23 protein-coding genes and 1 tRNA gene are annotated in these 25474 nt (G+C 63.5%); 13 read left to right on the forward strand and 11 right to left on the reverse strand.

The annotated features are described in order from the left end of the window. Window positions 1-4: 4 nt before the first annotated feature. Window positions 5-568, forward strand: a complete 564-nt coding sequence (locus VF769_RS16595) for a TIGR00645 family protein (protein ID WP_331009548.1) — start codon at window positions 5-7, stop codon at window positions 566-568. Here the strand turns inward: VF769_RS16595 and VF769_RS16600 are convergent. The 3 genes from VF769_RS16600 to VF769_RS16610 all read right to left on the reverse strand — a co-directional run bounded on the left by VF769_RS16600 (window position 565) and on the right by VF769_RS16610 (window position 4075). Next, a complete protein-coding gene (locus VF769_RS16600; RefSeq protein WP_331009549.1) occupies window positions 565-1461 on the reverse strand; it encodes an alpha/beta fold hydrolase in 897 nt (298 codons plus the stop codon). The two genes, VF769_RS16595 and VF769_RS16600, sit on opposite strands and share 4 nt — an antisense overlap. Before the next feature lie 71 nt (window positions 1462-1532). Then, complete coding sequence (argS, locus tag VF769_RS16605; protein WP_331009550.1) at window positions 1533-3323, reverse strand: arginine--tRNA ligase; 1791 nt, start codon at window positions 3321-3323, stop codon at window positions 1533-1535. 92 nt (window positions 3324-3415) lie between these two features. Next, window positions 3416-4075, reverse strand: a complete 660-nt coding sequence (locus tag VF769_RS16610) for a hypothetical protein (RefSeq protein ID WP_331009551.1) — start codon at window positions 4073-4075, stop codon at window positions 3416-3418. A 129-nt stretch (window positions 4076-4204) separates the two neighbouring features. Between VF769_RS16610 and ispH the strand changes: the two genes are divergently transcribed. The 5 genes from ispH (at window position 4205) to rnhA (ending at window position 8287) form a co-directional block, all read left to right on the forward strand. Then, complete coding sequence (gene ispH / locus VF769_RS16615; RefSeq protein WP_349258160.1) at window positions 4205-5182, forward strand: 4-hydroxy-3-methylbut-2-enyl diphosphate reductase; 978 nt, start codon at window positions 4205-4207, stop codon at window positions 5180-5182. A gap of 91 nt (window positions 5183-5273) precedes the next feature. Next, window positions 5274-5624: a hypothetical protein gene (locus tag VF769_RS16620; protein ID WP_331009552.1), complete on the forward strand. Its 351-nt coding sequence runs from the start codon at window positions 5274-5276 to the stop codon at window positions 5622-5624. A gap of 20 nt (window positions 5625-5644) precedes the next feature. Further along, on the forward strand, window positions 5645-6421 hold the full coding sequence (locus tag VF769_RS16625) for a hypothetical protein (protein WP_331009553.1): 777 nt from the start codon (window positions 5645-5647) through the stop codon (window positions 6419-6421). A gap of 1 nt (window position 6422) precedes the next feature. Then, window positions 6423-7382, forward strand: coding sequence for a homoserine kinase (locus VF769_RS16630; RefSeq protein WP_331009554.1), 960 nt, complete (start codon window positions 6423-6425; stop codon window positions 7380-7382). A 467-nt stretch (window positions 7383-7849) separates the two neighbouring features. After that, the gene (rnhA, locus tag VF769_RS16635) at window positions 7850-8287 is read left to right on the forward strand and encodes a ribonuclease HI (RefSeq protein ID WP_331009555.1); all 438 of its coding nucleotides are present in this window, start codon (window positions 7850-7852) and stop codon (window positions 8285-8287) included. A 9-nt stretch (window positions 8288-8296) separates the two neighbouring features. On the opposite strand, the gene VF769_RS16640 is transcribed toward rnhA, so the two are convergent. Continuing rightward, entirely contained in the window at window positions 8297-8968 is a 672-nt protein-coding gene (locus tag VF769_RS16640; protein ID WP_331009556.1) for a YjbE family putative metal transport protein, read from the reverse strand. A 144-nt stretch (window positions 8969-9112) separates the two neighbouring features. Here VF769_RS16640 and rsmD point away from each other — a divergent pair, with 144 nt between their 5' ends. Continuing rightward, window positions 9113-9673 (forward strand): 16S rRNA (guanine(966)-N(2))-methyltransferase RsmD, encoded by a 561-nt coding sequence (gene rsmD, locus VF769_RS16645; protein ID WP_331009557.1) that lies wholly within the window; start codon window positions 9113-9115, stop codon window positions 9671-9673. Window positions 9674-9684: 11 nt separating this feature from the next. On the opposite strand, the gene VF769_RS16650 is transcribed toward rsmD, so the two are convergent. The 7 genes from VF769_RS16650 to VF769_RS16680 all read right to left on the reverse strand — a co-directional run bounded on the left by VF769_RS16650 (window position 9685) and on the right by VF769_RS16680 (window position 18574). Further along, entirely contained in the window at window positions 9685-11277 is a 1593-nt protein-coding gene (locus tag VF769_RS16650) for a toll/interleukin-1 receptor domain-containing protein (RefSeq protein WP_331009558.1), read from the reverse strand. A 148-nt stretch (window positions 11278-11425) separates the two neighbouring features. Then, the gene (locus tag VF769_RS16655) at window positions 11426-11977 is read right to left on the reverse strand and encodes a hypothetical protein (RefSeq protein WP_331009559.1); all 552 of its coding nucleotides are present in this window, start codon (window positions 11975-11977) and stop codon (window positions 11426-11428) included. Between the two features lie 56 nt (window positions 11978-12033). Further along, window positions 12034-13497: a 2-oxo acid dehydrogenase subunit E2 gene (locus tag VF769_RS16660; protein ID WP_331009560.1), complete on the reverse strand. Its 1464-nt coding sequence runs from the start codon at window positions 13495-13497 to the stop codon at window positions 12034-12036. A gap of 5 nt (window positions 13498-13502) precedes the next feature. Next, window positions 13503-14516, reverse strand: a complete 1014-nt coding sequence (locus VF769_RS16665) for an alpha-ketoacid dehydrogenase subunit beta (protein WP_331009561.1) — start codon at window positions 14514-14516, stop codon at window positions 13503-13505. A gap of 4 nt (window positions 14517-14520) precedes the next feature. Then, window positions 14521-15750 (reverse strand): thiamine pyrophosphate-dependent enzyme, encoded by a 1230-nt coding sequence (locus VF769_RS16670; protein ID WP_331009562.1) that lies wholly within the window; start codon window positions 15748-15750, stop codon window positions 14521-14523. A gap of 8 nt (window positions 15751-15758) precedes the next feature. Then, on the reverse strand, window positions 15759-16790 hold the full coding sequence (locus VF769_RS16675) for a Glu/Leu/Phe/Val dehydrogenase family protein (RefSeq protein WP_331009563.1): 1032 nt from the start codon (window positions 16788-16790) through the stop codon (window positions 15759-15761). Then, entirely contained in the window at window positions 16787-18574 is a 1788-nt protein-coding gene (locus VF769_RS16680; RefSeq protein ID WP_331009564.1) for a DUF885 domain-containing protein, read from the reverse strand. The genes VF769_RS16675 and VF769_RS16680 overlap by 4 nt, the downstream gene beginning before the upstream one ends. A gap of 268 nt (window positions 18575-18842) precedes the next feature. On the opposite strand from VF769_RS16680, the gene VF769_RS16685 reads away from it, so the two are divergent. The 6 genes from VF769_RS16685 to VF769_RS16710 all read left to right on the forward strand — a co-directional run bounded on the left by VF769_RS16685 (window position 18843) and on the right by VF769_RS16710 (window position 25474). Continuing rightward, a tRNA-Arg gene (locus VF769_RS16685) sits at window positions 18843-18919 on the forward strand. A gap of 591 nt (window positions 18920-19510) precedes the next feature. Beyond that, a complete protein-coding gene (locus VF769_RS16690; protein ID WP_331009565.1) occupies window positions 19511-21688 on the forward strand; it encodes a TonB-dependent receptor in 2178 nt (725 codons plus the stop codon). Window positions 21689-21767: 79 nt separating this feature from the next. After that, a complete protein-coding gene (locus tag VF769_RS16695; protein ID WP_331009566.1) occupies window positions 21768-23063 on the forward strand; it encodes a citrate:proton symporter in 1296 nt (431 codons plus the stop codon). Window positions 23064-23070: 7 nt separating this feature from the next. Continuing rightward, complete coding sequence (locus VF769_RS16700; protein ID WP_331009567.1) at window positions 23071-23778, forward strand: GntR family transcriptional regulator; 708 nt, start codon at window positions 23071-23073, stop codon at window positions 23776-23778. A 5-nt stretch (window positions 23779-23783) separates the two neighbouring features. Then, a complete protein-coding gene (locus tag VF769_RS16705) occupies window positions 23784-25166 on the forward strand; it encodes an acyclic terpene utilization AtuA family protein (RefSeq protein WP_331009568.1) in 1383 nt (460 codons plus the stop codon). After that, window positions 25166-25474 (forward strand): DUF4387 domain-containing protein, encoded by a 309-nt coding sequence (locus tag VF769_RS16710; RefSeq protein WP_331009569.1) that lies wholly within the window; start codon window positions 25166-25168, stop codon window positions 25472-25474. The genes VF769_RS16705 and VF769_RS16710 overlap by 1 nt, the downstream gene beginning before the upstream one ends.

Genomic DNA, 25474 nt, shown 5'->3' on the forward strand with positions numbered 1-25474 from the left:
CCGCATGACCGACGACGTGAAATCCCCCCGCTCCCGCACGCCAATCCTGGAAGCGGCGATCGAATGGATCATCTATACGAGCCGCTGGCTGATGGCGCCGGTCTATCTGGGCCTGATCGCCGCCCTCGGCATTCTCATCATCACCTTCTTCCGCGAGCTCTATCTGCAAGCGCCGCAGATCATGGCCATGGACGAGACCGACATCATCCTGCTCGTGCTGACGCTGGTCGATCTCTCGCTCGCCGGCAACCTGGTGCTGATCATTCTCTTTTCAGGCTACGAGAATTTCGTGTCGAAGATGGACGCGGCCAAGGGCGATCCAGATCGTCCCGAATGGATGGGTACGCTCGATTTCAGCGGCTTGAAGATCAAGCTGATCGCTTCGATCGTGGCGATCTCGGGCATCCATCTGCTCAAGATCTTCATGAACATCAGTCAGTACACAGAGCAGCAATTGCTCTGGTACACGATCATCCACCTCACCTTCATCTTCTCAGGCGTCGCGGTGGCGGCGATGGATTGGCTTGAGGAAAAAGCGCACGAAGTGTCCGCGCGCAACAAGCATTAGGCCAAGCCGCGGCTACGTTCGGCGGCGCGGGCAATGGCGTCGATGACTGTATCGTAGAGGGACGGCGGAATATCGTGGCCCATGCCTTCGACGATGCGCAATTCCGCGTCCGCGACGCATGCCGCGAGGTCGCGCCCGCCCTCCACAGGCACGAGCGGATCGGCATCGCCGTGCAGCACCACCACCGGCGCCTTGATGTTTGCCAGCTTCGCCCGCCGATCACCGTTGGCGATCACCGCCGCGAGCTGGCGGGCGACGCCCAAGGGTTCGTAAGCGCGACGCACATCCGTCAAGGCGCGCTCACGCAGCAGGCTTTCCTCAAAGGGATAAGCGGGACTGCCAATGGTGCGCGCCCCGCGCACAACGTGCTCGACGTAAGCCTCGATATCCTTGTTCGGGTCGGGCGCACGCGTGGTCAGCACGGCCATCGCCTCCGGCTTTGACGGCGGCAGCGTCGGATTGCCGGTCGTGGTGAAGATCGCCGTGAACGAAAGCACGCGCTCAGGGTAATCGGCGGCCACCAATTGGCCGATCATGCCGCCCATCGACGCGCCGGCGATATGGGCGCGATCGACGCCGAGGTGATCCAGCACGCCAACGGCGTCGGCGGCCATGTCGTCCAGGGTATAGGGAATATCCGGCGCCTGCCCTTGCATACGCGCGGCGACGACGCTTTCGATGGTGGGCGCGCCGGCGAATTTCTGCGACAGGCCAACATCGCGATTGTCGAAACGGATGACGCGGAAACCACGCGCCACCAGCTTCTCATAGAGGCCGGGCGGCCAACGCGTGAGCTGTGTGCCCAAGCCTGAGATCAGCAGCAGCGGCGCGCCGTCCTCGGGGCCGTGCGTCTCATATTCCAGCGAGATACCGTTGACCCGCGCCTGCGCCATCGTCGTTTCCCCTTGGTCTTTGCGGACAGCCTGCGAGCCGAAACGCTGTGACGCAAGGGACTAACGTAACGTTACATCCGCTCCGGCACGTCGATGCCGAGGAGATCGAGCGTCAGCGTGAGCTGCTTCAACGTCGCCGCCGCGAGCGCCAACCGCGAGGCGCGGACGGCGCCTTCGGACGGCAGGATCGGACAGTGCGTGTAGAAGCTCGAAAACGCTTGCGCCAGCGAATAGGCGTGCTCTGCGAGGAAGTGCGGCGCCTTTTTGTCGTAGGCGGCGCGCAATGCGCCGTCGAACGCATCCAACGCCAACGCCAACGCGCGCTCTGACTCATGCGCAATCGCGATTGCGCCCGGCTTCACGCTCTGCTCGTCGGCTTTACGCAGAATGCTTTTGATGCGGACGGCTTGGTAGAGTAGGTACGGCCCGGTCTTACCTTCGAAGCTCATGAAACGGTCGAGGTCGAACACGTAGGACGTACCGCGGAAATTTGAGAGATCGGCGAACTTGATCGCGGCGATCGCCACCTTGTGGGCGACGTCCTCGAATTCCTCTTTCGAGAAATCCGCACCGATCTCGTTTTCCTTCAGCCGCTCGCGCGCCTTCTCTTCGGCCTGGCCGATCAGGTCTTGCAGCTTCAGAACGCCGCCGGCGCGGGTTTTGAACGGCTTGCCGTCGGCGCCGTTCATGGTGCCGAAGCCGACATGCTCGAGCTTGTCGCGAGAAATGTAATTGGCCTTCGCGGCGGCGCGATAGACTTGCTCGAAATGGTCACCCTGGCGCTGATCGACGACGTAGAGGATCATATCCGGATTCTGATCGCGCACGCGCTGCACGATGGTGGCCAGATCGGTCGTGCCATACATGGCCGAGCCTTCGCTGGAGACCACGAGCAGCGGATCGGGGCTCTCGACCTCGACCACGCTGCCGTCATCCAGCTTCTTCTTTTTCGTCTCGCCAGGCCCGGCCACGCGCACGATCCGCGCACCTTGGTCCTCCTCAAGCAAGCCCTTGGCTTCGAGGTCTTTGACCATATCCGGGATCAGCGGATCGGCGTCGCTTTCGCCGAGCCAGAGATCGAAATCGACGCCTAGCGCAGCAAAGTCCCGCTTCTGCGCCGCCATCGAGACATCGTGCATCGCCTTCCAGATTTCGCGATGCAACGCGCTGCCGCCTTGCAGCGCCGCCGTCGCCTTGCGCGCGCGATCGCGCACGTCGGTGTCGCCATCGCGCACCTTGGCCGCGTAGGCTGGATAGATCGCCTCGAGTTGGTCCAGCGTCAGCGTCTTCAGCCGCGCGTCGAGCTTGGCGCGATCATTGAAGCCGCCGAGTTCATCTTCCAACGCGGTGATGACGAGGCCCATCTGGAAGCCCCAATCGCCGAAATGCGCGTCGCCCCAGACTTCATCGCCGCGGAAGCGATATATGCGCTTCACGCTCTCGCCGATGATCGACGCGCGCAAATGGCCGACATGCATGCCTTTGGCGACATTCGGGCCGCCGTAATCGACAACGACACGGCGCTTGTGTTCAACCGGGCTCGCGCCAGCCTTTTCATCCTCCGCCACGAATTGCGCGCGCTTGGCCAGCGCTTCGGGCGTCACTTTGAAATTGAGAAAGCCAGGGCCGGCGATGGTGGGCGCGGCGGCGAGATCGGTGGCGGTCCAGCCGGCGGCGACGCTTTGGGCCACCTCTTGCGGCTTCTTACCGGCGGCTTTCGCCACCGCCAGCGCGCCATTGGCCTGAAACTCGCCGAGGTCCGGGCGGTCCGATCGGCGCACATCCGCATGCTTCGGGTCGAGCCCAAGCTCTGTGAAAACAGCGGCGTTCGCCGCGCTCAGTGCGGTCGCGAGGTCTTTCATTGAGGCAATAGGCAGTAGGCAGTGGGCCATGGGAATGCAAGCAGCGGCTTGGCGCCTCCACTGCCTATTCCCTACTGCCCATTGTCCAAAACTTAGCCGCCCGCGTTGCTCGCGGCGTCGATGCGGAAGCGGCGGCCGTCGCGGTTGAATTGCAGCTGCTCGGGCGTCAGTTCGAAGCCGACCAGGATTTCGAAATTCTCGCCTGAGACGCCTTCATTGGCGCGCGGAATGACGATGCGTTCGATCTGCTCGGTGCGGGTGGCGACCTGCTGGTTGCGGTCGAAGCGCACGTCGACGTCGAAATAGACCTTCTCGATCGGGGCGCGGCCGCGGCGGGCCACCGCCACCCAATAGCGATAGGTATGGCGCGCCTCGGTCGCCGCCGGGCCGCGGCCGAAGGCCATGTCGATTTCGATGGCCATGGTGATCGGATCGGCTTCCACATAGCGGCACAGGCCGCGCACGCCCTGCATCTCGCCGGTGAATTCGATGTTGGCGTAACGCTGATTGCCGTCGGCGGCGAAATCGACGATGCGCGAATTGTCGTAAAGCACGCCCATCAGCGGGCATGGGCCGGCGTTCGGACGCGGATCGGTGCCGAACATACGATCGAAGAAGGTGGGCTCTCGCGCCTGGGCGTTTTGGTTCTCCGGCATCACCCCGCCCGGCAATTCCACCGTCGGCGTTTCGCTCGACGCGCAAGCCGAAATCGCCAGGGCGGCGGAAAGCATCAAAGCTGCCGGAAGCTTCATCGAAGACCCTCTCGCGCCGAACCAAAAGGGGCCACGCAGCGGCGGCTGCATGCCTCACCCCACCCGCAGGCAATCGGCGTCAGGTCGTGATAGCTTCCGCTTTGGCCCCGGGCAACTAACCCTGGCGCCATGCGTGTAAACTTCGCCCCAGAGGCCCGCTTGCCAGAAAAACGCCCCATTTCAATCCTGTTGGCGGCCCCCCGCGGGTTCTGCGCCGGGGTGGACCGGGCCATCCAGATCGTTGAGCAGGCGATCCGGAAATGGGGTGCGCCGGTCTATGTGCGCCACGAGATCGTCCATAACCGCCACGTCGTGGAGCGCCTGGAGGCGCTGGGCGCGGTGTTCGTGGAAGAATTGGACGAGTGCCCGCTCGACCGCCCGGTGATCTTTTCCGCCCACGGCGTGCCGAAAGCCGTGCCGGCCGAGGCGCGGGCGCGGGCGATGATCTATGTCGACGCCACCTGCCCGCTCGTCTCCAAGGTGCACGTCGAGGCCGAGCGCCATTTCAATGCGGGCCGCGAGATCGTGCTAATCGGCCATGCCGGCCACCCGGAGGTGATCGGGACAATGGGGCAATTGCCGGCTGGCGCGATCACGTTGCTGGAGACGGTCGAGGACGCGGAGAAATTCGCGCCGCGCGATCCGGCGAAGCTCTCGTTCGTGACGCAGACCACGCTCTCGGTGGACGACACGGCTGAAATGGTGGGCGTGTTGCAGCGCCGCTTCCCTGGCATCGCCGCGCCGCACAAGGAAGACATCTGCTACGCCACCACCAATCGCCAAGACGCGGTGAAGGCGATGGCTGAGCAAGCTGATCTTGTACTGGTGATCGGCTCGCCGAAATCCTCGAACTCCGTGCGACTCGTTGAGGTGGCCAAGCGCGCCGGCGCACGCGATGGGCAACTCGTGGCCTCCGCCGATGATGTGGATTGGGCTTGGTTCGACGGCGTGCGCACGGTCGGCGTCACGGCCGGCGCCAGCGCGCCGGAAGATTTGGTCGAAGACCTGATCGCCGCCATCGCCGCGCGTTTCGATGCGCGCGTCGAAGAAGTGCGGGTGACCAAGGAAGACGTGGTGTTCAAACTGCCGCGCGTGTTGGCGGAGTGAAACGATGATCCGGCGCCTCCTCCTTGCTTTTGCCTTGTTTGCGCTAGCTTCACCTGCTTTTGCGCAGGAGGAGCCATTCGAGGTCGGCCAAGTGTGGACTCTTCAACCGCCAGGGCATCCCGATGCGCGCGTTCGTGTTGGACGCATCGAGGACCACGGCCAGACGATACATATTTCGATGTGGGGCGTGCCCGCACCTGCTCCGCAAATCACGGACATCGTCGCCTCACCGCTCATTGCGTCACATCTCCCAATCACCTCAACCGCGCTCCGCAACTCGGTCGCCCATCGTGTTGACGATAGTCCACCGACCGATCTCCAATTCGAGGAGGGCTATCGCACTTGGAGAGAGGCCGAAGGCGGCGTCTTCACGCTAACCGTTCCGGAAATCATCGACGCGATCTATCAAACCGTTGAAACAGGGACACCTTCCAAGCAGTGAGAGCATCGCCAGCACTCAGCGTGACGGCTCTGCTCGATCAGTTGATCGAGATTGCACGCGCGGCCAATCCCAATCGGCCCGCTCTGATCGGCGTCGGCGGCGCGCAGGGCTCGGGGAAATCGCATCAATGCCGCGCTTATGCCGCCGGCCATCCGCGCGTGGCGCATTTTTCGTTGGACGACGTGTATCTCACGCGCGCCGAACGCGAGGCGCTGGCCCAGGAAGTGCATCCGCTCTGCATCACGCGCGGGCCGCCCGGCACGCATGATCTCGACCTTGCGGATCGCACCATCGCGGCGCTCGAGCAGGCGGATGGCGGCGCGCGCACGCTGTTGCCGCGCTTCGACAAAGCCCGCGACGACCGCGCACCCGAAGCCGCTTGGCCAGCGTTCACTGGCCGCCCCGAGGCCATTCTCTTCGACGGTTGGTGCGTCGGCGCCCTGCCGCCATCGCCCGATCCCACCCCGCTGAACGCTGTCGAAGCCGAGGATGTTGACGGCGCTTGGCGCGCCCACGCACGCGACCTGCTCGCCACCGATTACGCGGATTTCTTCGCCGCCTTCGACGCGCTCATCTATCTCCGCGCGCCCTCCTGGGAGATCGTGCGTCGCTGGCGTGGGCAGCAGGAGGAAGAAACGCTTGGCCGACCGCTCAGTCCGGAAGAAAACCTAGCGCTCGACCGCTTCGTCATGCACTACAAGCGAATCACCCGCGTCATGCTGGCGGGCCATCATACGGCGGGCTGGATGGTGCATCTGAATGAAGAGCGGAACGTGACGCGGATCGAACAGCGCTAGTATGGCCGTCTATACCCAACTCTCCGACGCTGACCTCGCGAACCTGCTCGCCGAATACGACATCGGCCCCGCCACCTCGTGCAAGGGCATCGCCGAAGGCGTGGAGAATTCGAACTTCGCGCTCGGCACGCAGAAGGGCCAATACATCCTCACCATATTTGAGAAGCGCACCAACGAAGCCGATCTGCCCTTCTTCATGCGGATCATGGAGCGCCTCGCCAAACGCGGCGTGGTGGCGCCGTTGCCGATCGCGACCAAGGCAGGCGCGCTCTACACGCATGTGAAGGGCAAACCCTGCGCCATCATCTCGTTCCTCGAAGGCGTGTGGCCGCGTTCGCCCGATATCGGCCATTGCGCGGCGATCGGCGAAGCGTTGGCGCGCATGCATGTCGCGCTCGACGGCTTTGAACTGACGCGGGCGAATGCGCTCTCGGTCGATGGCTGGGAAAAGCTGATCGCGCCGCGTTTGGCGCAAGCCGAATATCTGCGCCCCGGTCTTGCGCGCCTGATCGAACGCGACGTCGCCGAAGTGCGCGCAGCCTGGCCGACAGATTTGCCGCGCGGCCCGATCCACGCTGATCTTTTTCCAGATAACGCGCTCTTCCTCGGCGATCGCCTCACCGGCCTGATCGACTTCTATTTCGCCTGCACCGATTTCCTGGCCTACGACCTCGCCGTCTGCCTCAACGCCTGGTGCTTCGCTACGCCGCGCGAATTCGACTTCGCCCGTGGCGCGGCGATGATCGCGGCGTATGAAACCATCCGGCCTTTAACGGATGCCGAACGCGAAGCCTTGCCAACGCTCTGCCGCGGCGCGGCACTCCGCTTCTTCGCTACCCGCCTCACCGATTGGGGCGACACGCCCCCGGGCGCAATGGTGAAACCCAAAGACCCGTTAGAGTACGCGGATAAGCTCGCGTTCCACCGCAAAGCGAAGGGTGCGGGGGATTATGGCGGTTGATTTCGATCGCGCTGAGGGCGTCGTCGCTTGACCAACTCCGGCAAAATCCTTCGAGCCGCCTTGGGGGGCGCGATACTCGCGTGGCTCTTGGCCAGCCTATTGCTCTGGATCGGGTTCTACGCCGCCTCGCCGTCACCCTATGAACCGGAAATTATCGCCTTCGTCGCCATGTACGCGATGAGTTCTCTTCCGGTGTGTCTGATTGCCAGCCTTACGCTTGGTGTCGCGTGGCACGTGCATGCTTTGAAGCGCAACTGGCGGCGCCGGAGCAGTTATTGCATCGCAGGCGCCTTATGCGGCGCTGTGTTGGGCCCGACGCTTGTCCTTCTCTCGTTCGGTTGGAGTTGGTGGGCTCACGCAGGAATTAGTTTGCTCTATGGCGCAACAATGGGCGGACTTACAGGCCTCTATTCATGGCTCATTCTCCGTCCGGATCGCGATGCGCCGAATCCCGATAGAGCGGCGCCATGAGCAACACAGTCGACATTTGGACGGACGGCGCGTGCAGCGGCAATCCGGGGCCCGGCGGTTGGGGCGCGATCCTGCATTATGCGGGCACGGAGAAGGAACTCTCCGGCGCCGAGGCCGCGACCACCAATAATCGCATGGAGCTGATGGCCGCGATCATGGCGCTCGAAGCCTTGAAGCGGCCAAGCAAAGTGCGGCTGCACACTGATTCAAAATACGTCATGGACGGCCTGACGAAATGGATTCACGGCTGGAAAAAGAACGGCTGGAAAACCGCCGACAAGAAGCCGGTGAAAAACGAAGACCTGTGGAAGCGTCTGGACGCCGCCAATTCCGCGCATCAAGTCGAATGGAAATGGGTCAAAGGCCACGCGGATAACGTGAATAACAACCGCGCCGACGAACTCGCGCGCAACGCGATCAAGACATTGCGCTAACGCGCAGTCTTAGTGATGCCCACCGCCGAGGAAGCTCGGGATCGCGGGCACCATTGCCGGGAAGAAGTTGTGACCGTCTTCCCAAATCATACGCGTGCCGGCGAAGACGATGATGACGATGCCGAGCACGGCGATCCAGCGATGCTTGTTGATAATGCGCGCGATCACCGAGGCCGCGAGGCCCATCAGCACGACCGAGAGCACCAGGCCGAACGCCATCACGTAGGGGCTGTGCTTGGAGACAGCCGCCACCGCGAGCACGTTGTCGAGCGACATTGAGACGTCGGCGATGATGATGGTGAAGAGCGCGCTGGCGAAGGTCTTCGGCGTCTTGCCGCCTGACACCATCGCCTCGGCCACATGCTCGCCAGCCACCGGATCGCCCACCATGACGGGCTCGTGCGCCTTCAGGTCCGACCACATGCGCCACGCCACCCAGAAGAGCAGCAGGCCGCCGACAAACAACAGGCCCGGAATAGCCAAGAGCTGAATGGTAATGCCGGCGAAGATGATGCGCAGCACCAGCGCTAACACCACGCCCCAGAAGATCGCCCGCCGTTGCTGCTGCTCCGGCAATGCAGCGGCCGCGAGACCGACCGCAACGGCGTTGTCGCCCGCGAGCGCCAAGTCGATCAGAATGACTTGAAAGAGGGCTGCGATGTCGGCGGCGTCGAATGGCAAGGCAGCTACTCTCCCAGGTTCCCCCTGCCTTGGTCTGGGCGGGGGCCGCCCTTGTTCACGAAGGCTGCCGCATGCGTCAAGCGCTTGGCGACGGCCAGATGGCGCGACATATGGCGTTCGCTACGGGCTTTGCTAGGGAACAGAATGCGCATCGTGGGGGGACAATTCAAAGGCCGCGCTATCGCCGCGCCCGGCGGTCGCGACACCCGCCCGACCGGCGACCGCGCCCGCGAAGCCGTGTTCAACATCTTGGCGCATGCGGAATGGTCGCCCGGCCTCGAGGGACGGCGCGTGCTTGACCTTTTCGCAGGCTCAGGCGCGTTGGGGCTGGAGGCGATGTCGCGTGGGGCCGCGTTTGCGCTCTTCGTGGAGACCGAAGCAGCTGCGCGGGGCGCAATCCGCGACAATGTCGAGGCGCTGGGGCTGTTCGGCACGACGCGCATCCATCGCCGCGACGCCACGGATTTAGGCGCGAAGCCTGCGGGGTTGGGCGAGCCGTTTGATCTCGTCTTTCTTGATCCACCTTACCACAAGGGCCTGGGCGAGCGCACTCTGGCGAAGCTTGGCGCGGGCGGCTGGCTCAGCGCCGACGCGCTGATCGTCTTTGAATGCGCCGCCGACGAAGCGCCAGTGCTGCCGGGTTACGAGATTTTGGACGCGCGCGAATACGGCGCGGCGAAGGTGCTGTTTCTGAAGCGTAGCTAGATGCTCCCCACTTACGGTGTGGGGCTTGGGGCGGGCGCGACGGTCTGCTCGCGCTGGATCACATTGGGACGCACGCGCAGCGTCGGCGCGAGTTCGACCTGCGGCCGCAGCTGCGTTTGATAGAGCCGCTGGCAACGATCCAGCAATTCCTGATCGGGCGCGGCCACATCATGCTCCTGCTGCGCCTGACGCAAACGCTCGCATGCTTCGCGTGTCCGCCCCGAGCGGTCGAGCGCGACCACGAGCTGCTGCGCGTCCGCTTGGACAATCTGCTGCGCGGGCGCGTTCTCCGGGGCGGCGTCAGCCACCTGCTCGCGTAAGGTATACGCTTGCGCAAAGCGCGCACTGGCGGAGGTCCAATCGCCACGCTCGCCGGCGATCTCGCCCAATTCAGAGACCACCTGCGCGCGCACTGCCGGTGCTTCAAGACTCTGCGCCGCGATTTGCATCTGCTGCTCGGCTTCCGCCGTGCGGCCTTCTTCTTGCGCCACGACAGCCTCGGAGACTTGCGCGGCGGCCTGCGCTTCCGCGGTGCGGTTCACCCGATTGTAGGAGCGCGACAGCATGCGCCACACATCCGTGTTGCGCGGGCTGAGATTGGTGGCGATTTCCAGCGCGCGTTGCCCGAGCGGGTCGCCATTCGCTTCGCCAACCGAGCCGCACAACAGGAAGATTTCGTCGCGCAGCGGGTCGTCCGGATTGTTCTGCGCGTAGTTCCACAATGTCTGCATCGCCGCGTCACGCGCCTGCGGTTGCGACATTTGCGCTGCGGCCAGACGCACTTGTGCGTCGGGATGGCGGGCGACGGCCAGAAAAGCCTGACGATAAGTCTCGCGCGCGGTCGCGTCGAACTCGGCTTCCGACACGGACGCCAATTGCGCATCAGCCTCCGCCGAGCGCGACGGCGCGCTCGCGGCCGGCGCCTCTTCGGAACCTTGCAGCGCCGCGCTTTGCGTTTCGCCCAGCGCACCCGATTCCAGGATTTGCGCGAGCTGGATCGCTTGCTCCGGCGTGAGCTGGCCTTCGGCCAACAGGCGCAGCAATTCGGCGCGCAGGTCGGCTTGCGTCACCTCCGGCTCGGGCGGGCTGATGAGATAGCGGCCGCCGACAGCGATGCCAATCACGAGCGCGATCACGGTCAGCACCGACACAAGGCGAATGCGCGCGCCGAGTTTGCGGCGGCGGCGTTCGATGGCGCTGCCATCCACATCGCGACCCGAGAGCTTCGCCTTGAGGACTTCCTCAAGCAATTGCATTTGCGGCGCGTTGGCGCCGCCATTCCAGCGGGTGAAATCCTCGGCTTGGAAGGCGCCGAAGCCGAGCGGAATTTCTACACGATCGAGCAATACAGGCACGAGACGGCCCTCATCGCGCGCGCGCCCCGCCTCGTCACGCACGAACGTCGAAGCCGAAGACGATTGTGTCCAGACGACGATGACGGCCTTGGCGTTCTTGAGTTCCTTCTCAATGATAGCCGTATAATCCTGCCCTGCCGCAAGCGAGCGATCCCACCACACATTGAAGCCGCGCGATTGCAGCGCCTCGGCAAGCGGGCGGACCCGATTGCGGTCTTCGCTCGCGTAGGAAATGAAGACATCCGCCATCGCCGCGCCCCTTAAGCCTTCTGCACAAGTCGTCCCTTGCGCCTCTATTAAGCGCTTAAGGACGCGACGGGAAGATGACGCCGGTCACGTGAATGGGGAGTGAGGGGAAATTCGTCGCAAACACAGGCGCTTGCGGGAAGCTGACACCTTAGTCAGCACGCGTCAGCAATTCACGCAGCCCGGGCTCCACCACGCTATCGGGCGCAAAAGAATCTGTGACACGACTTTCGTGCAACCGCCCCGCACTCAGGAACACCACGAATTCTTCCCCAACAGCGCCATTGACCGCATCGCCGCCGCCATAGGGGCCGCAACTGGTCAGTCCGGCGTAGCGTACGCCGAAACTTGGGCGCCCGCGCGCCTCGCCCTTCAGCCAGCGCACAACGCGCAAGTGCGTGCGTGGCGTACGATAGTACACTTCGCCATAACGATTGCGCAGCGGCACAGCCTCTTCCCTCCGCGTCACGCGGGCGATAACGACTGATGACGCCTCCTCCCAGGCCTGGCGTTGAAACGCGATCAGCCGTGCTTGGCGGTCCGCTTCCTCCTGCGCACGACGCGCTTCGACCCGCTGCTGGAACGCCTCCGCAGTCTCACCGACGAACGGCTCGTCGTGAACCGGCGGCACTATCGAACAGGCCACAGCTTCGCCAACTGCAAGTGCTGCGATAGCAATCGCAACGATCAATTGGCGTAGCATCACAATCCCCATCCTGTGACGCACAGGAGCGCACAGCTCGCCGCTGCGCGCAAGCTTTAGCGTTCTATGAACAGCGCCGCTGGATGTTCCAACAGGCCCTTTACGCGCTGGATGAAGGCGGCGGCGTCATAGCCGTCGACCACGCGGTGATCGAAGGACGAGCTGAGGTTCATCATCTTGCGGACGACGATCTGGCCGTTCTTCACCACTGGACGCTCGACCAGCTTGTTCACGCCGATGATCGCGACTTCGGGATGGTTGATCACCGGCGTCGTGACGATGCCGCCAAGCGCGCCGAGCGAGGTGATGGTGATGGTCGAGCCGGAGAGTTCGTCCTTGCCCGCGCTGTTGTTGCGCACGGCGGCGGCGAGACGCGAAACCTCTGTCGCAGAATCCCAGACGTCGCGCGCTTCCGCGTGACGCACGACCGGCACGATCAGGCCGTTATCGGTTTGCGTGGCGATGCCGATGTCGACATTGTCATGGCGATAGACCACGCCCTGCTCGTCATCGTAGCGCGCGTTGATCTGCGGGAAGTCCGGCAGCGCCAGCACGAGCGCACGCATCAGGAACGGCAGCATGGTCAGCTTCGGCTGATCGTTGCGCTTGGTGGCGTTCAGATGTGCGCGGAGCTCTTCGAGTTCGGTGAGATCGGCTTCTTCGACATAGGCGAAGTGCGGAATGCGGCGCTTGGTGTCCTGCATCTTCTCCGCGATCTTACGGCGCAGGCCAATCACCTTCACGGGCTCCACGCCGTTCTTCACGGCGAGCGTCGAGGATGCGCCCCGCGCGCCCGTCGCCGGCACGAGCACCGCGTCCAAATCTTCATGCGTCACGCGCCCATCAGGACCGGTGCCGCGAATTTGGCCCAGATCAACGCCAAGCTTTTGCGCACGCGCGCGCACGGCGGGCGAGGCCAGCACATTGCCCCACTCACGAACGGACGGCTCACGCGCTTCCGGACGCGCGACAGCTTGAGAGGCTTTCGGCGCGGGCGGCGGCATCGGCGATTTGCCAACCGGCGTCGACGCTGTCGGCACGGCGGGCTTCACGCCCATCGCCGCTTGAACCGCTTCTTCGCTCCACACCGCGCCAGCCGGCGCCTTGATGCGAGGCTTGGGCTCGGGCGCGGCGCCATTATTCTTTGCTCCCCCGTTTACGGGGGAGCTGTCACGCGCATGCGTGACTGAGGGGGGCGGCGCGACGGCTCGCGGACTTGCCCCCTCCGGCTCGCTACGCTCGCCACCTGCCCCGCTTGCGGGGGAGGACGTGTCAGCAGCATCGGTTTCAAACACGACGATCGCGGAGCCGACCGCGGCCATGTCGCCTGGCTCGCCATTGATCTCGACGATCTTGCCGCTGACCGGCGCGGTCATTTCGACCGTCGCTTTATCCGTCATCACGTCCACGAGCGGGGCGTCTTCCTTGACGACATCGCCCACGCGCACGTGCCAGGCGACGATCTCGGCTTCCGCCGTGCCTTCGCCCACGTCCGGCAGTTTGAATACGTATTGGCCCATAGCCCTTACGCCTCCATCGCGCGGCGCATGGCTTTGATGATGCGCGGCGGGGTTGGGAAATATTCCCATTCGAGCGCGTGCGGATAGGGCGTGTCAAAGCCCGTGACGCGTTCGATGGGCGCTTCTAGATGATAGAAGCAATGCTCCTGTACGAGGGCTGCGAGTTCGGCGCCATAGCCGGACGTGCGCGTCGCTTCGTGCAGGATCACGCAGCGGCCGGTCTTAGCGACCGAGGTCTTGATCGCTTCGATATCGACCGGCAGCAGCGTGCGGAGATCGAGTACTTCGGCGTCGATGCCGCTATCTTCCGTCGCGGCCAATGCTACGTGCACCATCGTGCCGTAAGCAAGAATCGTCATGTCCGCGCCCTCGCGCACGACATTCGCCTTGCCGAGCGGAATCTTGTAATAGCCCTCCGGCACTTCCGACGCCGGATGCTTCGACCACGGGATCACCGGGCGATCGCGGCGGCCGTCGAACGGGCCGTTATAGACGCGCTTGGGTTCCAGGAAGATCACCGGATCGTCGTCTTCGATGGCCGAGATCAACAAACCCTTGGCGTCATAGGGCGTCGCCGGAATCACGGTCTTCAGGCCCGCGACGTGCGTAAACAACGCTTCCGGGCTTTGGCTGTGCGTTTGCCCGCCATAGATGCCGCCGCCATAGGGCATACGCACCGTCATCGGCACGGTGAAGTCGTTGGCCGAGCGATAGCGAATGCGCGCCGCTTCCGACACGAGCTGGTCATAGGCCGGATACATATAATCCGCGAACTGGATCTCGATCACCGGACGCAGGCCGTACACCGCCATGCCGATCGCCGCGCCGGCAATGCCGCATTCATTGATTGGCGCATCGAAGCAGCGCTTGGCGCCGTATTTCTCTTGTAGATGTTCGGTGACTTTGAACACGCCGCCAAAATAGCCGACGTCTTCGCCGAACGTGAGCACGCGGGAATCGCGCGCCATCATGGTGTCGAGCGCTGAATTGAGCGCCTGGATCATGGTCATCGTGGCCATCTGATCAGATCTCCACCTGCTTGCGCTGTTCTTGCAGGTGCCAAGGCATCTCCTTGTACACGTCCTCGAACATGGATTGCGCCGGATGCGCGCCCTCGCCCAACACGCCGATCTTCTCCGCTTCACGCCCGGCTTCACGCACCTTTTCCACGGCTTCCTCTTGCGCGGCGCGATGCTGCTCGTCGCTCCACTCGCCCAGCGAAATCAGGTGCTGCTTCAAGCGTTCGATGGGGTCGCCCAGCGGCCAAGCGCGGCCCTCATCGACAGGGCGATAGCGGGAGGGATCGTCCGAGGTGGAGTGCGGGCCGCCGCGATAGGTGAAGTGTTCGATCAAAGTCGGGCCGAGATTGGCGCGCGCGCGTTCGGCCGCCCATTGCGTCACGGCGTAGACAGCTAGGAAGTCGTTTCCATCCACACGCAGCGGCGCCATGCCATAGCCGACGCCGCGCGCGGCGAAAGTCGTGTTCTCGCCGCCGGCGATGCCTTGGAACGATGAGATGGCGTATTGGTTATTGACGACATTGATGATCACCGGCGCGCGATAGACCGCCGCGAACGTCATCGCCGCATGGAAATCGCCTTCCGCCGTCGAGCCATCGCCCAACCACGTCGCGGCAATGCGCACATCGCCCGAATAGGCCGACGCCATGGCCCAGCCCACAGCCTGCGGCACTTGCGTCGCGAGGTTGCCGGAGATCGTGAAGAAGCCGTCCTTCTTCGACGAATACATCACCGGCAATTGCCGGCCGCGCATCGGGTCGCGCTTGTTCGAGTAAATCTGGTTCATCATCTCGACGATCGGGTAATCGCGGGCGATGAGCAGGCCTTGCTGACGATAGGACGGGAAACACATGTCTTCCGGCGACAGCACCATGGATTGCGCCACAGAGATTGCTTCTTCGCCGAAGCTCTGCATGTAGAAGCTGGTCTTACCCTGACGCTGCGCGCGATACATGCGGTCGTCAAACGCGCGCGTGAGGATCATGTATTTGAGGCCGCGGCGCAGCGTTTCCGCATCAAGATGCGGCGCCCAGGCCCCCAGCGCATTGCCTTCCATGTCAAGCACGCGAATGAGCCCGTAGGCGTAATCGCGCAATTCGCTCGGTGAGGCGTCGATATCCGGGCGCGGCGTATCGCCGGGTTCGGGGAAGGTCCAGCCGCTGAAGTCCGGCTTGTCGCCCGGGCGCGCATTCGGCGCCGGGATGTGCAAATCAAGAGCGTTCTTGCGGCTCATGGGCTCCCTCAAGCTCTTTGCGCGGCGGCGAGCCGCTCGCGTACCATATTGTCAGCGGCCTGGTGCGGCGTCAGCCCTTCGGCCTTCGCGGTTTCCAACACTTTCATCAGACGCGGCGCGATCGCGCGCACGCGCGCGTCGACGGCGGCCTCGCTCTCACCGAGATATTCGGCGCTGACGCTGATAATGCCGCCAGCGTTCACCACATAATCCGGCGCATAGATGATGCCGCGTGCTTGCAGTCGGGCGCCGTCGTCTTCGCTCGCCAATTGATTGTTGGCCGCGCCGCAGATGATCGGCGCGCCGAGCTCGGGGATCGTTGTCGCGTTGAGGCCAGCGCCCAAAGCACACGGCGCGAACAGATCGGCCTTCGCGGCATGGATGTGATCGACCGCCACGACCTCAGCGCCCAACGCTTTGGCGCGCTCAAGGTTCGCGGCGTTCACATCGGCGACGAGCAACTTGGCCCCCTCGTCAGCCAAGAGCTTGCAAAGACCAAAACCCACAGCGCCCGTACCCTGCACCGCCACCGTGCGGCCCTGCACAGAACCCCCGAGCAAGGCCTTGATCGACAAGAACACGCCGAGCGCGGTCCAAGGCGAAGGATCGCCGCCAGCTTGGCCGCCCTCCTTCGGAATGCCGGACACGTACGAGGTCTTGCGCGCGATCGCACGCATGTCGGCGACCGTGGCGCCGACATCTTCGGCCGCCACATAGCGCCCGCCGATCGCTTGCACCTGCTCGCCGAATTTTTCGAAGCACGCCGCGCGATCCGGACCCATTTTGTAGAGCACTGTCTTGCCGCCGCCCATCGGCAGCTCGGCCATCGCGTTCTTGTAGGTCATGCCGCGCGAGAGCCGCAGCGCATCGGTCAGCGCATCTTCGACGCGCGGATAGGTCCACACGCGCACGCCGCCGCCTGACGGCCCTAACACGGTCGAATGGATCGCGACGATGCCAGCGAAGCCCAAGGCTTCATCGCCGACGAACACGACATCCTCATGCCCGTCGTAGGACGGGTTTGCTTTCCAGTTCATCATTGGATCGGTTCATCCAGCAGGAGTTGGCGCGCGAAGCGACCGGGCGGCGATCCGAAAGACAGCACACCGTCATGATAGCGCTTCAGATTGAAATCCCCGGCCCACGCCGAGCGCGCGGCGATCAGGGTTTCCAGATGCTCTTGGAAGCCGACGAAATAGGTGGAGAGCTGCGTGACCGAGAGTTGCGCACGCCGCCATTTGCCGGCGGCCTCGCGCTCTTCCTGGAACGCCGTATGCGTCAGGAGATGCATCATCTCTTCACGGCTCATGCCGTCGACATGAATGGCTTGATCGATGATCGCGTTGGTGATGGTGCGCAATTGGATTTTCAGCTGCGACAGGCGGAACAGCGGATCGTCGCGGCGGAAGCCCTCCTGCACCATCATCTCTTCGGCATAAACCGCCCAGCCTTCCACGAACGAGCCAGAGCCCAGCACGGCGCGCAGCGTCGAAGGATAGCGGTTGGAATGCCAAATTTGCACGTAATGGCCGGGCATGGCTTCGTGCACGGCGATGTCGAGCGTGGCGCGGTTGTTGTACTCGCGCAGGAAAGACGTGGTCTGTTCATCGGTCCAATCATCGGGGACCGGCGAGACGGCGTAGAAGGTGTCGAGGTGGCGTTCCAACGGCCCCGGTGAGTCGCAATAGGCGACGGCGAAGCCGCGCTGGAATTCCGGCATCAAGATCACCCGCACCGGGCCTTCCGGCAGCGTGATGAGATCGCGCTCGATCACGAAGCGACGCGCCTCTTCGGTCGCCTCCGTCGCGGTCTCGACCAGGCGATCACGTGCAGGACGATCGGCGGCCGCGAGATCGAGGGCGGCGCGGATCGCATTTTGCTGTTGCTCGGGCGTCGGCGTGTCTGGCGTGGCGGGCGCATCGGCGCGGCCGGCCAGCGCGAGCTTCGCCACGCGATACATTTCCTCACGCACGCTGATCACGGCGGCGTCGGCGCGGCGGCGAATTTCGGCGCGGGTCAATTCCGATTGCAGCGTGAAGCGCAATTGCGTGTCGAACACGTCGGCGCCAGCGCGGAAATCCGCCTGCGCCGCCGGCACGAGCGTGCCTTCGATCCAGGCTTGGTGTTCATCGACGGCGGCGTTGAACGTGGCGATCGCCGCTTCGAGCCGCGCGCGCTTGCGCGCATTGAGCAAGCCTTTGTGCGGCTCGATCATGTCGGTGACGATGCTTTTCAGCCCGCGGTTTTGCGCGGCGTAAGTCTCCGCGTGCGGCGCCGGCACCCGCGCGGGCTGCAATTCGCGGCGCGCCTGCGCGAGCAAAGCCGGCAAACGCTCCATACGCGCCGTCGCGGATTCCAAACGCTGCGGCAACGGCGCGAACTCGCGCGCCATTAAGCCATAGAGCGCCCCGCCCGCGAGGCCTTGGTAGCCCAACGGATTCCACGCCCAATTCTGCCACGTTTCCGTCTGCCAAATCTGCGCGCGCAACGCATTGCCGAGGATCAGCGCGTCGACTTGGTTCGCGCGAGAGAGTTGGCTTGCATCGATGGCTTCAAGCGCCGCCAAGGTCTCGCGCGTAAAGCGCAGGCTCGCGGCGCGGCCGGAGGCGCTCACATCATCGACGAGATGATCGAAACGGTGATCGCCGGTGGTTGTCGCATTGATCGGCGAGAGCCGCAGCGAACGGTCGAGCCAATGACGGCCCAAAGCCTCGAAAGCGCGATCAGCGCGGCTGGACGATTGCGCCCAGGCGGGCGCGGCCACCAGCGGCGCAAGCGCGGTGGAGCCGAGCGCTGAGATGACCCGGCGGCGTGTAGACTTCATGATGGACGTTCGCTCCCAGCGGCTATCTTGGCGACAGCCGCCGCTTTTGTTTCCCGGGCAAAAGCACAAAGGCCGGATTCATGCAAGAAGGATCAAATCGGCGGGATAATGTTGCCCGAATTGCTTTATTTAGAGCAACAATACACCCATCCGGGCAGACTTTTCAGGCGATCGGCGCATTCCCGCCGCAGGCGAACGCCGTTTCCCGTGCGCGCCTGAAAACGCCGCCTTGCAAACACCGTGGCGAGCGGCTATGCCCCCCGCCTTCGCGCCCGTAGCTCAGCTGGATAGAGCACCAGACTACGAATCTGGGGGTCAGGAGTTCGAATCTCTTCGGGCGCGCCATCTTTTCAAGGCCTTCGGGCATCTTCCCAAACTCACAAGATAGTCCGTGCCCCAGCGGCGCCCCGCTTTGCCGCGATGAAGTAGCGCGCTCAGAGCGCAGGACCCGCGCCCGTATTGCCGAGTCGCGACCTGCCACGCAGCTGCAGAACTTCGACAGCGTGAGATCAATAGAATCGGTCTTCGCGCCAGTTTCATCATGCGAGACGCGCTACCGGTCCTAGTCGGGAACGGGTGCGCCCGCGCCGAAAAAACGCGCAAACTTGGAGCGTTGGCCGCGCGGCATGCTCGGCGGCAGCCACAACGCAGGCTGAACGGCGGCGCGTAAACGCACGCCAAGATCGGCTTGCTCCATCTAAGCCAGCCACCGCCGGTTTGACCCGCGCCCAGGCGGGCGCAGGCGCGCCTCCGTGCGCCCCATGAACCTAAACCTAATATTATACTATAATTTTGCCAGATAATGGACACCAGATGAGCTGTAAGCATTGTTCTATGCGCAATCGGCATCGCCGATTATGCTATAATATGTTTACTGACGCGACGTCGGCCCATAGGGTCCCGCCAACCCCGAAAAACGGGGATCGGGAGGAAGTCATGCGGATTGGGTTTGGGCGCGGGATCTTGCTCGCGAGCGCGTCGCTTGGGGTGCTGAGCGGCGTGGCGTTGGCGCAGCCAGTGACGGGCGATGATGAGATCATCGTCACAGCGCAGCGCCGCGATCAGAATTTGCAGGACGTGCCAGTCACGGTCACCACGTTCACCGCCCAGGAAATCCAAGACGCGCGCATTCAAGAAGTGCAGGACGTCGTCACCCGCACGCCGGGCCTGAACTTCGACGCTTTTCCGTCCGGCCAACCGCGCCTGCACGTGCGCGGTATCGGCTCATCCGACCGCGGCGCCGCCGGCGATCCGAGCTCGGCGGTGTTCGTAGACGACATCTATCTCGGCCGCCCAGCCATGGTGGCGTTCGATGCATTCGATGTCGAACGCATCGAGGTGTTGAAGGGGCCGCAAGGCACGCTCTATGGCCGCAACGTCGTCGGCGGCGCGATCAACGTCATTTCCAACGCGCCCGACCTCAACGCCTTCAGCGGCGAGCTTGAGGGCACGGTAGGCAATTATGAACGCGGCGACGTCGCGGGCTTTATCAATGCGCCGTTGGACGAAGGCGTCGCGGCTGTTCGCGCGAGCGCCAGCGTGCGCACGCATGCGGGCTATGTGGACAATAACGAGACCGGCGGCGAACTCGCCGATCAAGATACGCGCAGCGGTCGTATCCAATTTCTGCTGGAGCCGACCAGCACGCTGCGCTTCAGCGTCGCCGCCGATTCCACCACGGATCGCGCCAATGGCCCAGGCCAGCATGTCGTGGCGCTCGATTCCGGCGACCCGCTCTCCGGATTCTGGAGCCTCGACACCGATCGCGACAGCTCGGACCAGGAATTCGACGGTCGCCAAGATCGCGACACCTGGGGCGTCCGGGCGCAAGCCGCCTGGGATTTACCGTTCGGCACGATCAATTATCTCGTCGGACATCGCGAGGTCGCTTACGATGTGAATTATGATTTCGACGGCGGCCCGCGCGATGCGGCGAGCCGCATCAGCATCGCCGGCGGCAATGTCGAGCAGAGCGAAATGACCAGCCATGAGCTGCGCCTGCTCTCACCCGCAGACAGCCGCATCTCCTGGGTGCTTGGTCTCTACGCGTATGATTCCGACACGCGGCGCGACGACATTCTCAATCTGGCGATCCCGGACTTCGACGGCAATTTTGATTTCACTGACGGCGGCACCGAAGGCTTGCTGCTCACGGAAATCTATCACCAATCCGCCGACGTCGAGAGCCGCGCGATCTATGCGGACGCGACGATCCCGCTAGGCGAACGCCTCAACCTCACGCTCGGCGCGCGCTACACCGAAGACGACAAGACCTATCACGTCGACAATCTCGACAGCGACGCCACCTTCCGCGCCGAAGAGGACATCGACGCCACGAACTCGGCGACATGGGACGCCCTGACCTGGCGCATCGGCGCCGATTATCATCTCAGCGACGATCACATGATCTATGCGATGGTGTCGCGCGGCTTCAAAAGCGGCGGTTTTCAGGACACGCCGGAGAACCAGCTCGACGCATCGACCGCGTTCGATCCGGAATTCGCCACGCAGTACGAAATCGGCGTCCGCAGCGAATTCTTCGATGGCCGCGTGGTGTGGAACAACACGTTCTACACGATGGAGTATGAAGACCTGCAGGTGCGCGAAACGAGCGGGCTCAACATCTTCACCGCCAACGCCGACGCCACGATCAATGGCTACGAAACGCAATTGCGTTGGGATATCGGCGCCGGTCTCGCACTGAATGCATCCTACGCCTACACGGACGCGACGTTCGACAACTACGTGTTGCCGTCGTCCGATTACACCGGCAATCGCCTGACGCGGACGCCGGAGAACAAGGTCATTCTCTCGCCTTCCTATACGTTAGGTCTGGACGCCAGGGGCGACGTCGAGTTCGCGGTCGATTATCAATACGAGAGCGACATCTGGGATGACGCCAGCAATGCCGGCGCAGAGTACCGCGAACCGACGCATTTCGTCGACGCGCGCGCCGTTTACACGAGCGGAAACGGCGATTGGTCGCTCTCGCTCTGGGGCAAGAACCTGACGGATGAGGTGACGCGCACGCACCAAGCGACCTTCATCGGCGCGACGTTCGCTTCGTTCAACGCACCGCCCACCTATGGCGTCACGCTGCGGTGGACCTATTGAGGGCGATCTCCCCCCTCAAATATGAGCGCCAGCGATCGACGAGATCGCTGGCGCACCTCTTCTCGACGGGAGTGCTTTGATGTTGGCGATACTCGGCTTCGCCATGATCGCGACCTTTATGGTTTTGATCATGACGCGCACGATCAGCGCGATCGCCGCACTCATTCTCGTGCCGATCGTGTTTGGCTTGCTCGCGGGCCACGGCGCGGACATGACGGGTATGGCGCTGGAGGGCATCATCGCGCTCGCACCAACGGCGGCCGCGCTCGTCTTCGCCGTACTCTATTTCTGCATCATGATGGATGCGGGGCTTTTTGATCCGCTCGTGCGCAGCGCGGTGAAGTTCGCGCATGGCGATCCTTTGCGCGTGAGCTTGGCCACCGCTACGGTGGCGACGCTGGTTTCGCTCGATGGCGACGGCGCCACCACGGCGATCATCACGATCGGCGCCTTCCTGCCGATCTATCGCCGACTCGGCATGAATCTCTTGATGCTGGCGGTGCTGCTTGGTTCAGCGAATTCCACGATCAATCTAACGCCCTGGGGCGGGCCAACGGCGCGCGTGGCCTCCGCGCTCAATGTCGACATCATGGATGTCTTCCTGCCGCTTCTGCCCACCATGATCGCGGCGATCATTGGCGTCTTCGTGTTGGCGTTCGTGTTTGGCTTGTGGGAGCGCAAGCGGCTCGGCATCGCGCAGCTTGAGACCGATCTTTCGCAATCCTTGTTCGATCGCGAACCTGGCGTGGAGCGGCCGCGACTCTTCTGGGTCAATCTGGCGCTGACCCTGGCGCTGCTGGGTTGCGTGGTTGGCCAAGTGCTGCCGTTGCCGATCGCGTTCATGATTGGCCTCACGCTCGCGTGCATCATCAATTACCCCAAGCTCTCGGACCAGCGCGAGCGCGTCGCCGCACACGCGAGCAACGTCGTGCCTATCGTCCTGCTGATTTTCTCGGCCGGCGTGTTCACCGGCATTCTCGATGGCACCGGCATGATCGCCGCGATGGGCGAGACTCTGCTCGCGCTCGTCCCTGCTGAATACGGGCCGCATTTCGGCCCGATCATCGCGCTCGCCAGCGCGCCCTTCACCTTCGTGCTGTCGAATGAAGCCTATTATTTCGGCATCGTGCCGGTTCTAGCGGAAACCGCTGGGCACTTTGGCGTCGAGCCGGTCGAGGTTGCACGCGCATCGCTGCTGGGCGTCAACGTCCATGCGTTGAGCCCATTGGTTGCACCGATTTATCTCGTCGCGACTTTGCTCAAGGTTGAGGTCGGTGACTTGCAGCGCTTCGGCCTGCCGTTCGCGATCCTGTTTTATCTCCTGATGGTTGCCGTCTCGCTTGCAACCGGCGCCGTTCCGTTCGTTGTCCATTGAGGTCCAGATGCCGCCGCGCACCCCGCCATCGAAAAATGCCCCCGCTGAAACGCTCGTCGAGCACGTGATCGATTCGCTACGTGAAGCGATCCGTCAGGGCCATCTGGCGCAGGGCGAACGCCTGGTCGTCGCCGATGTGGCGAAGACCTATGGCGTCAGTGTCGGCCCCGTGCGTGAAGCGATCCGCCGCTTGACCGGCGAGGGCGTGCTCGAATTCACGCCGCACCGCGGCGCCTCGGTGCGCGCCTACAGCGAACGCGGCGTGCGCGAGATTTTCCAGGCGCGCGAGGCGATCGAAGGCTACGTGGCGCGCCTCGCGGCCGAGAACATTCACCGCGCGGACTATGCGCAGCGCATGCGCGATTGCCGAAAACTGTTGCAGGACACGCTTCACGCCGACGTCAAGAAACTCAGCGACGCGCGCCAGGTCTTCCACGATGTGCTCTACGACATCGCCGGCAATGAGGTGCTGAAGGAAGCGGGCCTGCGCCTGACCTTTCCAGTCAATCGCTTGCTCTTCACCGAGTTGATGGGGCGGCCGCGCATCGAGGCGTCGCAGCGTGAGCACGAAGACATCATCGACGCGATCCTCGCCGGCGACGGCGCCCGCGCCGAACGCGCGATGCGCGCCCACCTTCACGCCGGCGCAATCGCCGTGTGCGACGTGCTCGAACAATCCAAGACCGTCCAACGCCGCCGCAGCAAGAAAGCCTGACGCCTATGGGTGACACCATCAAGATCATCGTGCCGTGCGGTTCGCTCGGCGCCGGCGTGCGGCCGGAGGAAGTCGAATACGGCATCGCGCAAGGCGCGCATGCAATCGCCAGCGACGCCGGCTCCACCGATAGCGGCGCCGCCTATCTCGCGCTCGGCATCTCGAAAAACAATCGCGAGGCGGTGAAGCGCGATCTGACCATCCTTATGCTTGCGCAAGCCAAGGCGAAAATTCCGATCATGATCGGCTCGTGCGGCCAAGCGGGCGGCGATGCCGGCTTGAACTGGACGCGCGACATCGCGCTCGAGATCGCGCGCGAACACAATCTGACGCCGAAGATCGCACTGCTCTATTCCGAGCAGGACAAAGCGACGCTCAGGGCCAAGAACGCTGAAGGCAAGATCAAGCCGCTGCCACCGCTCGGCGCGCTCGATGACGCAACGATCGACTCATGCGCCCACATCGTCGCCGCGATGGGGCCCGAGCCGTACATCGCGGCGCTGCAGGCGGGCGCCGACATCGTGCTGGGCGGCCGCACCACCGATACCGCCGTGCTCTCCTGCTACGCGCTGATGAAAGGTGCGCACACAGCCGCATCATGGCACGCAGCGAAAGTGGCGGAGTGCGGCGCGCAATGCAGCGTCTATCCGACGCGCGGTTCGGGCGTGTTGATTTCGATCGATTCCGAAGGCTTCAATGTCGAACCATTGAACCCGGACAACCGCTGCGATCCACACAGCGTGTCCGCGCACATGCTCTATGAAAACGCCAATCCGTTCTTGCTGACGGAGCCGGGCGGCGTCTTGGATGTCACGAACTCCGTCTATACTGCGCTCGACAGCCGCACTGTGCGCGTGACCGGCTCGGTGTGGGACAAGAAGCCCTACACGATGAAGCTGGAAGGCGCCGCGGCGGGACGGTTCCAAACCATCATGCTTGTCGGCATTCAAGATCCAGCGATCTTGAGCCGCATCGATGAGTTTCACGACAACATGCTCGCGGCGTTGAACCAGCGCGTCCGCTCCGCCATCGGCGAGGCCGCCGGCGATTTCCACATCTCACTGCGGCTTTATGGCTGGAACGCTGTCTCCGGCGACAAGCCCGCGCCCGGCACGCCCCCGCCGCGCGAGGTCGGCATCCTTTTCGTCGCCACAGCCGCCACGCAAGCGATGGCCACGCAAATCGCGAAGGCGTGCAATCCGTATTTCTTCCACTTCCCGATCAATCTGGAGAAGGAAATCCCGAGCCACGGCTTTGCGTTTTCGCCCGCCGACATCGAGCGCGGCCCGGTTTACGAATTCAAACTCAATCACGTGGTCGAAGTCACGGACCCGATGGAATTGGTGCGCCTCGATTGGATCGATCTGAAGCGTTTGGAGGCCGCTTAATGGCGAAGGTGAAAGACGTCGTCCATCACATCCGCTCGAAGAACGCAGGCCCCTTCTGGGTTACGTTCGACCTCTTCTTTGACGGCGAATCGAGTTTCGAGAAATACGCGACGAGCCCAAAGCTTGGCCCCGACACGTTCGCGCGCCTCTACGGCGCAGACCCAGCACACGTGAAGCACTACCCGGTGCGCACCCTTCATATGGTGAAAATTTCCTACGCTCGCACAAGCCCGCAGGGCGGCGAGGTCGAACGCGACATGCATTGCGGCCAGCAATATGTGCGCCTGCTCGACGTGGAACTGGATTAG

It is taken from the genome of Vitreimonas sp., assembly GCF_036392335.1.
In the GTDB taxonomy this organism is placed as follows: Bacteria; Pseudomonadota; Alphaproteobacteria; order Caulobacterales; family Aquidulcibacteraceae; genus Vitreimonas.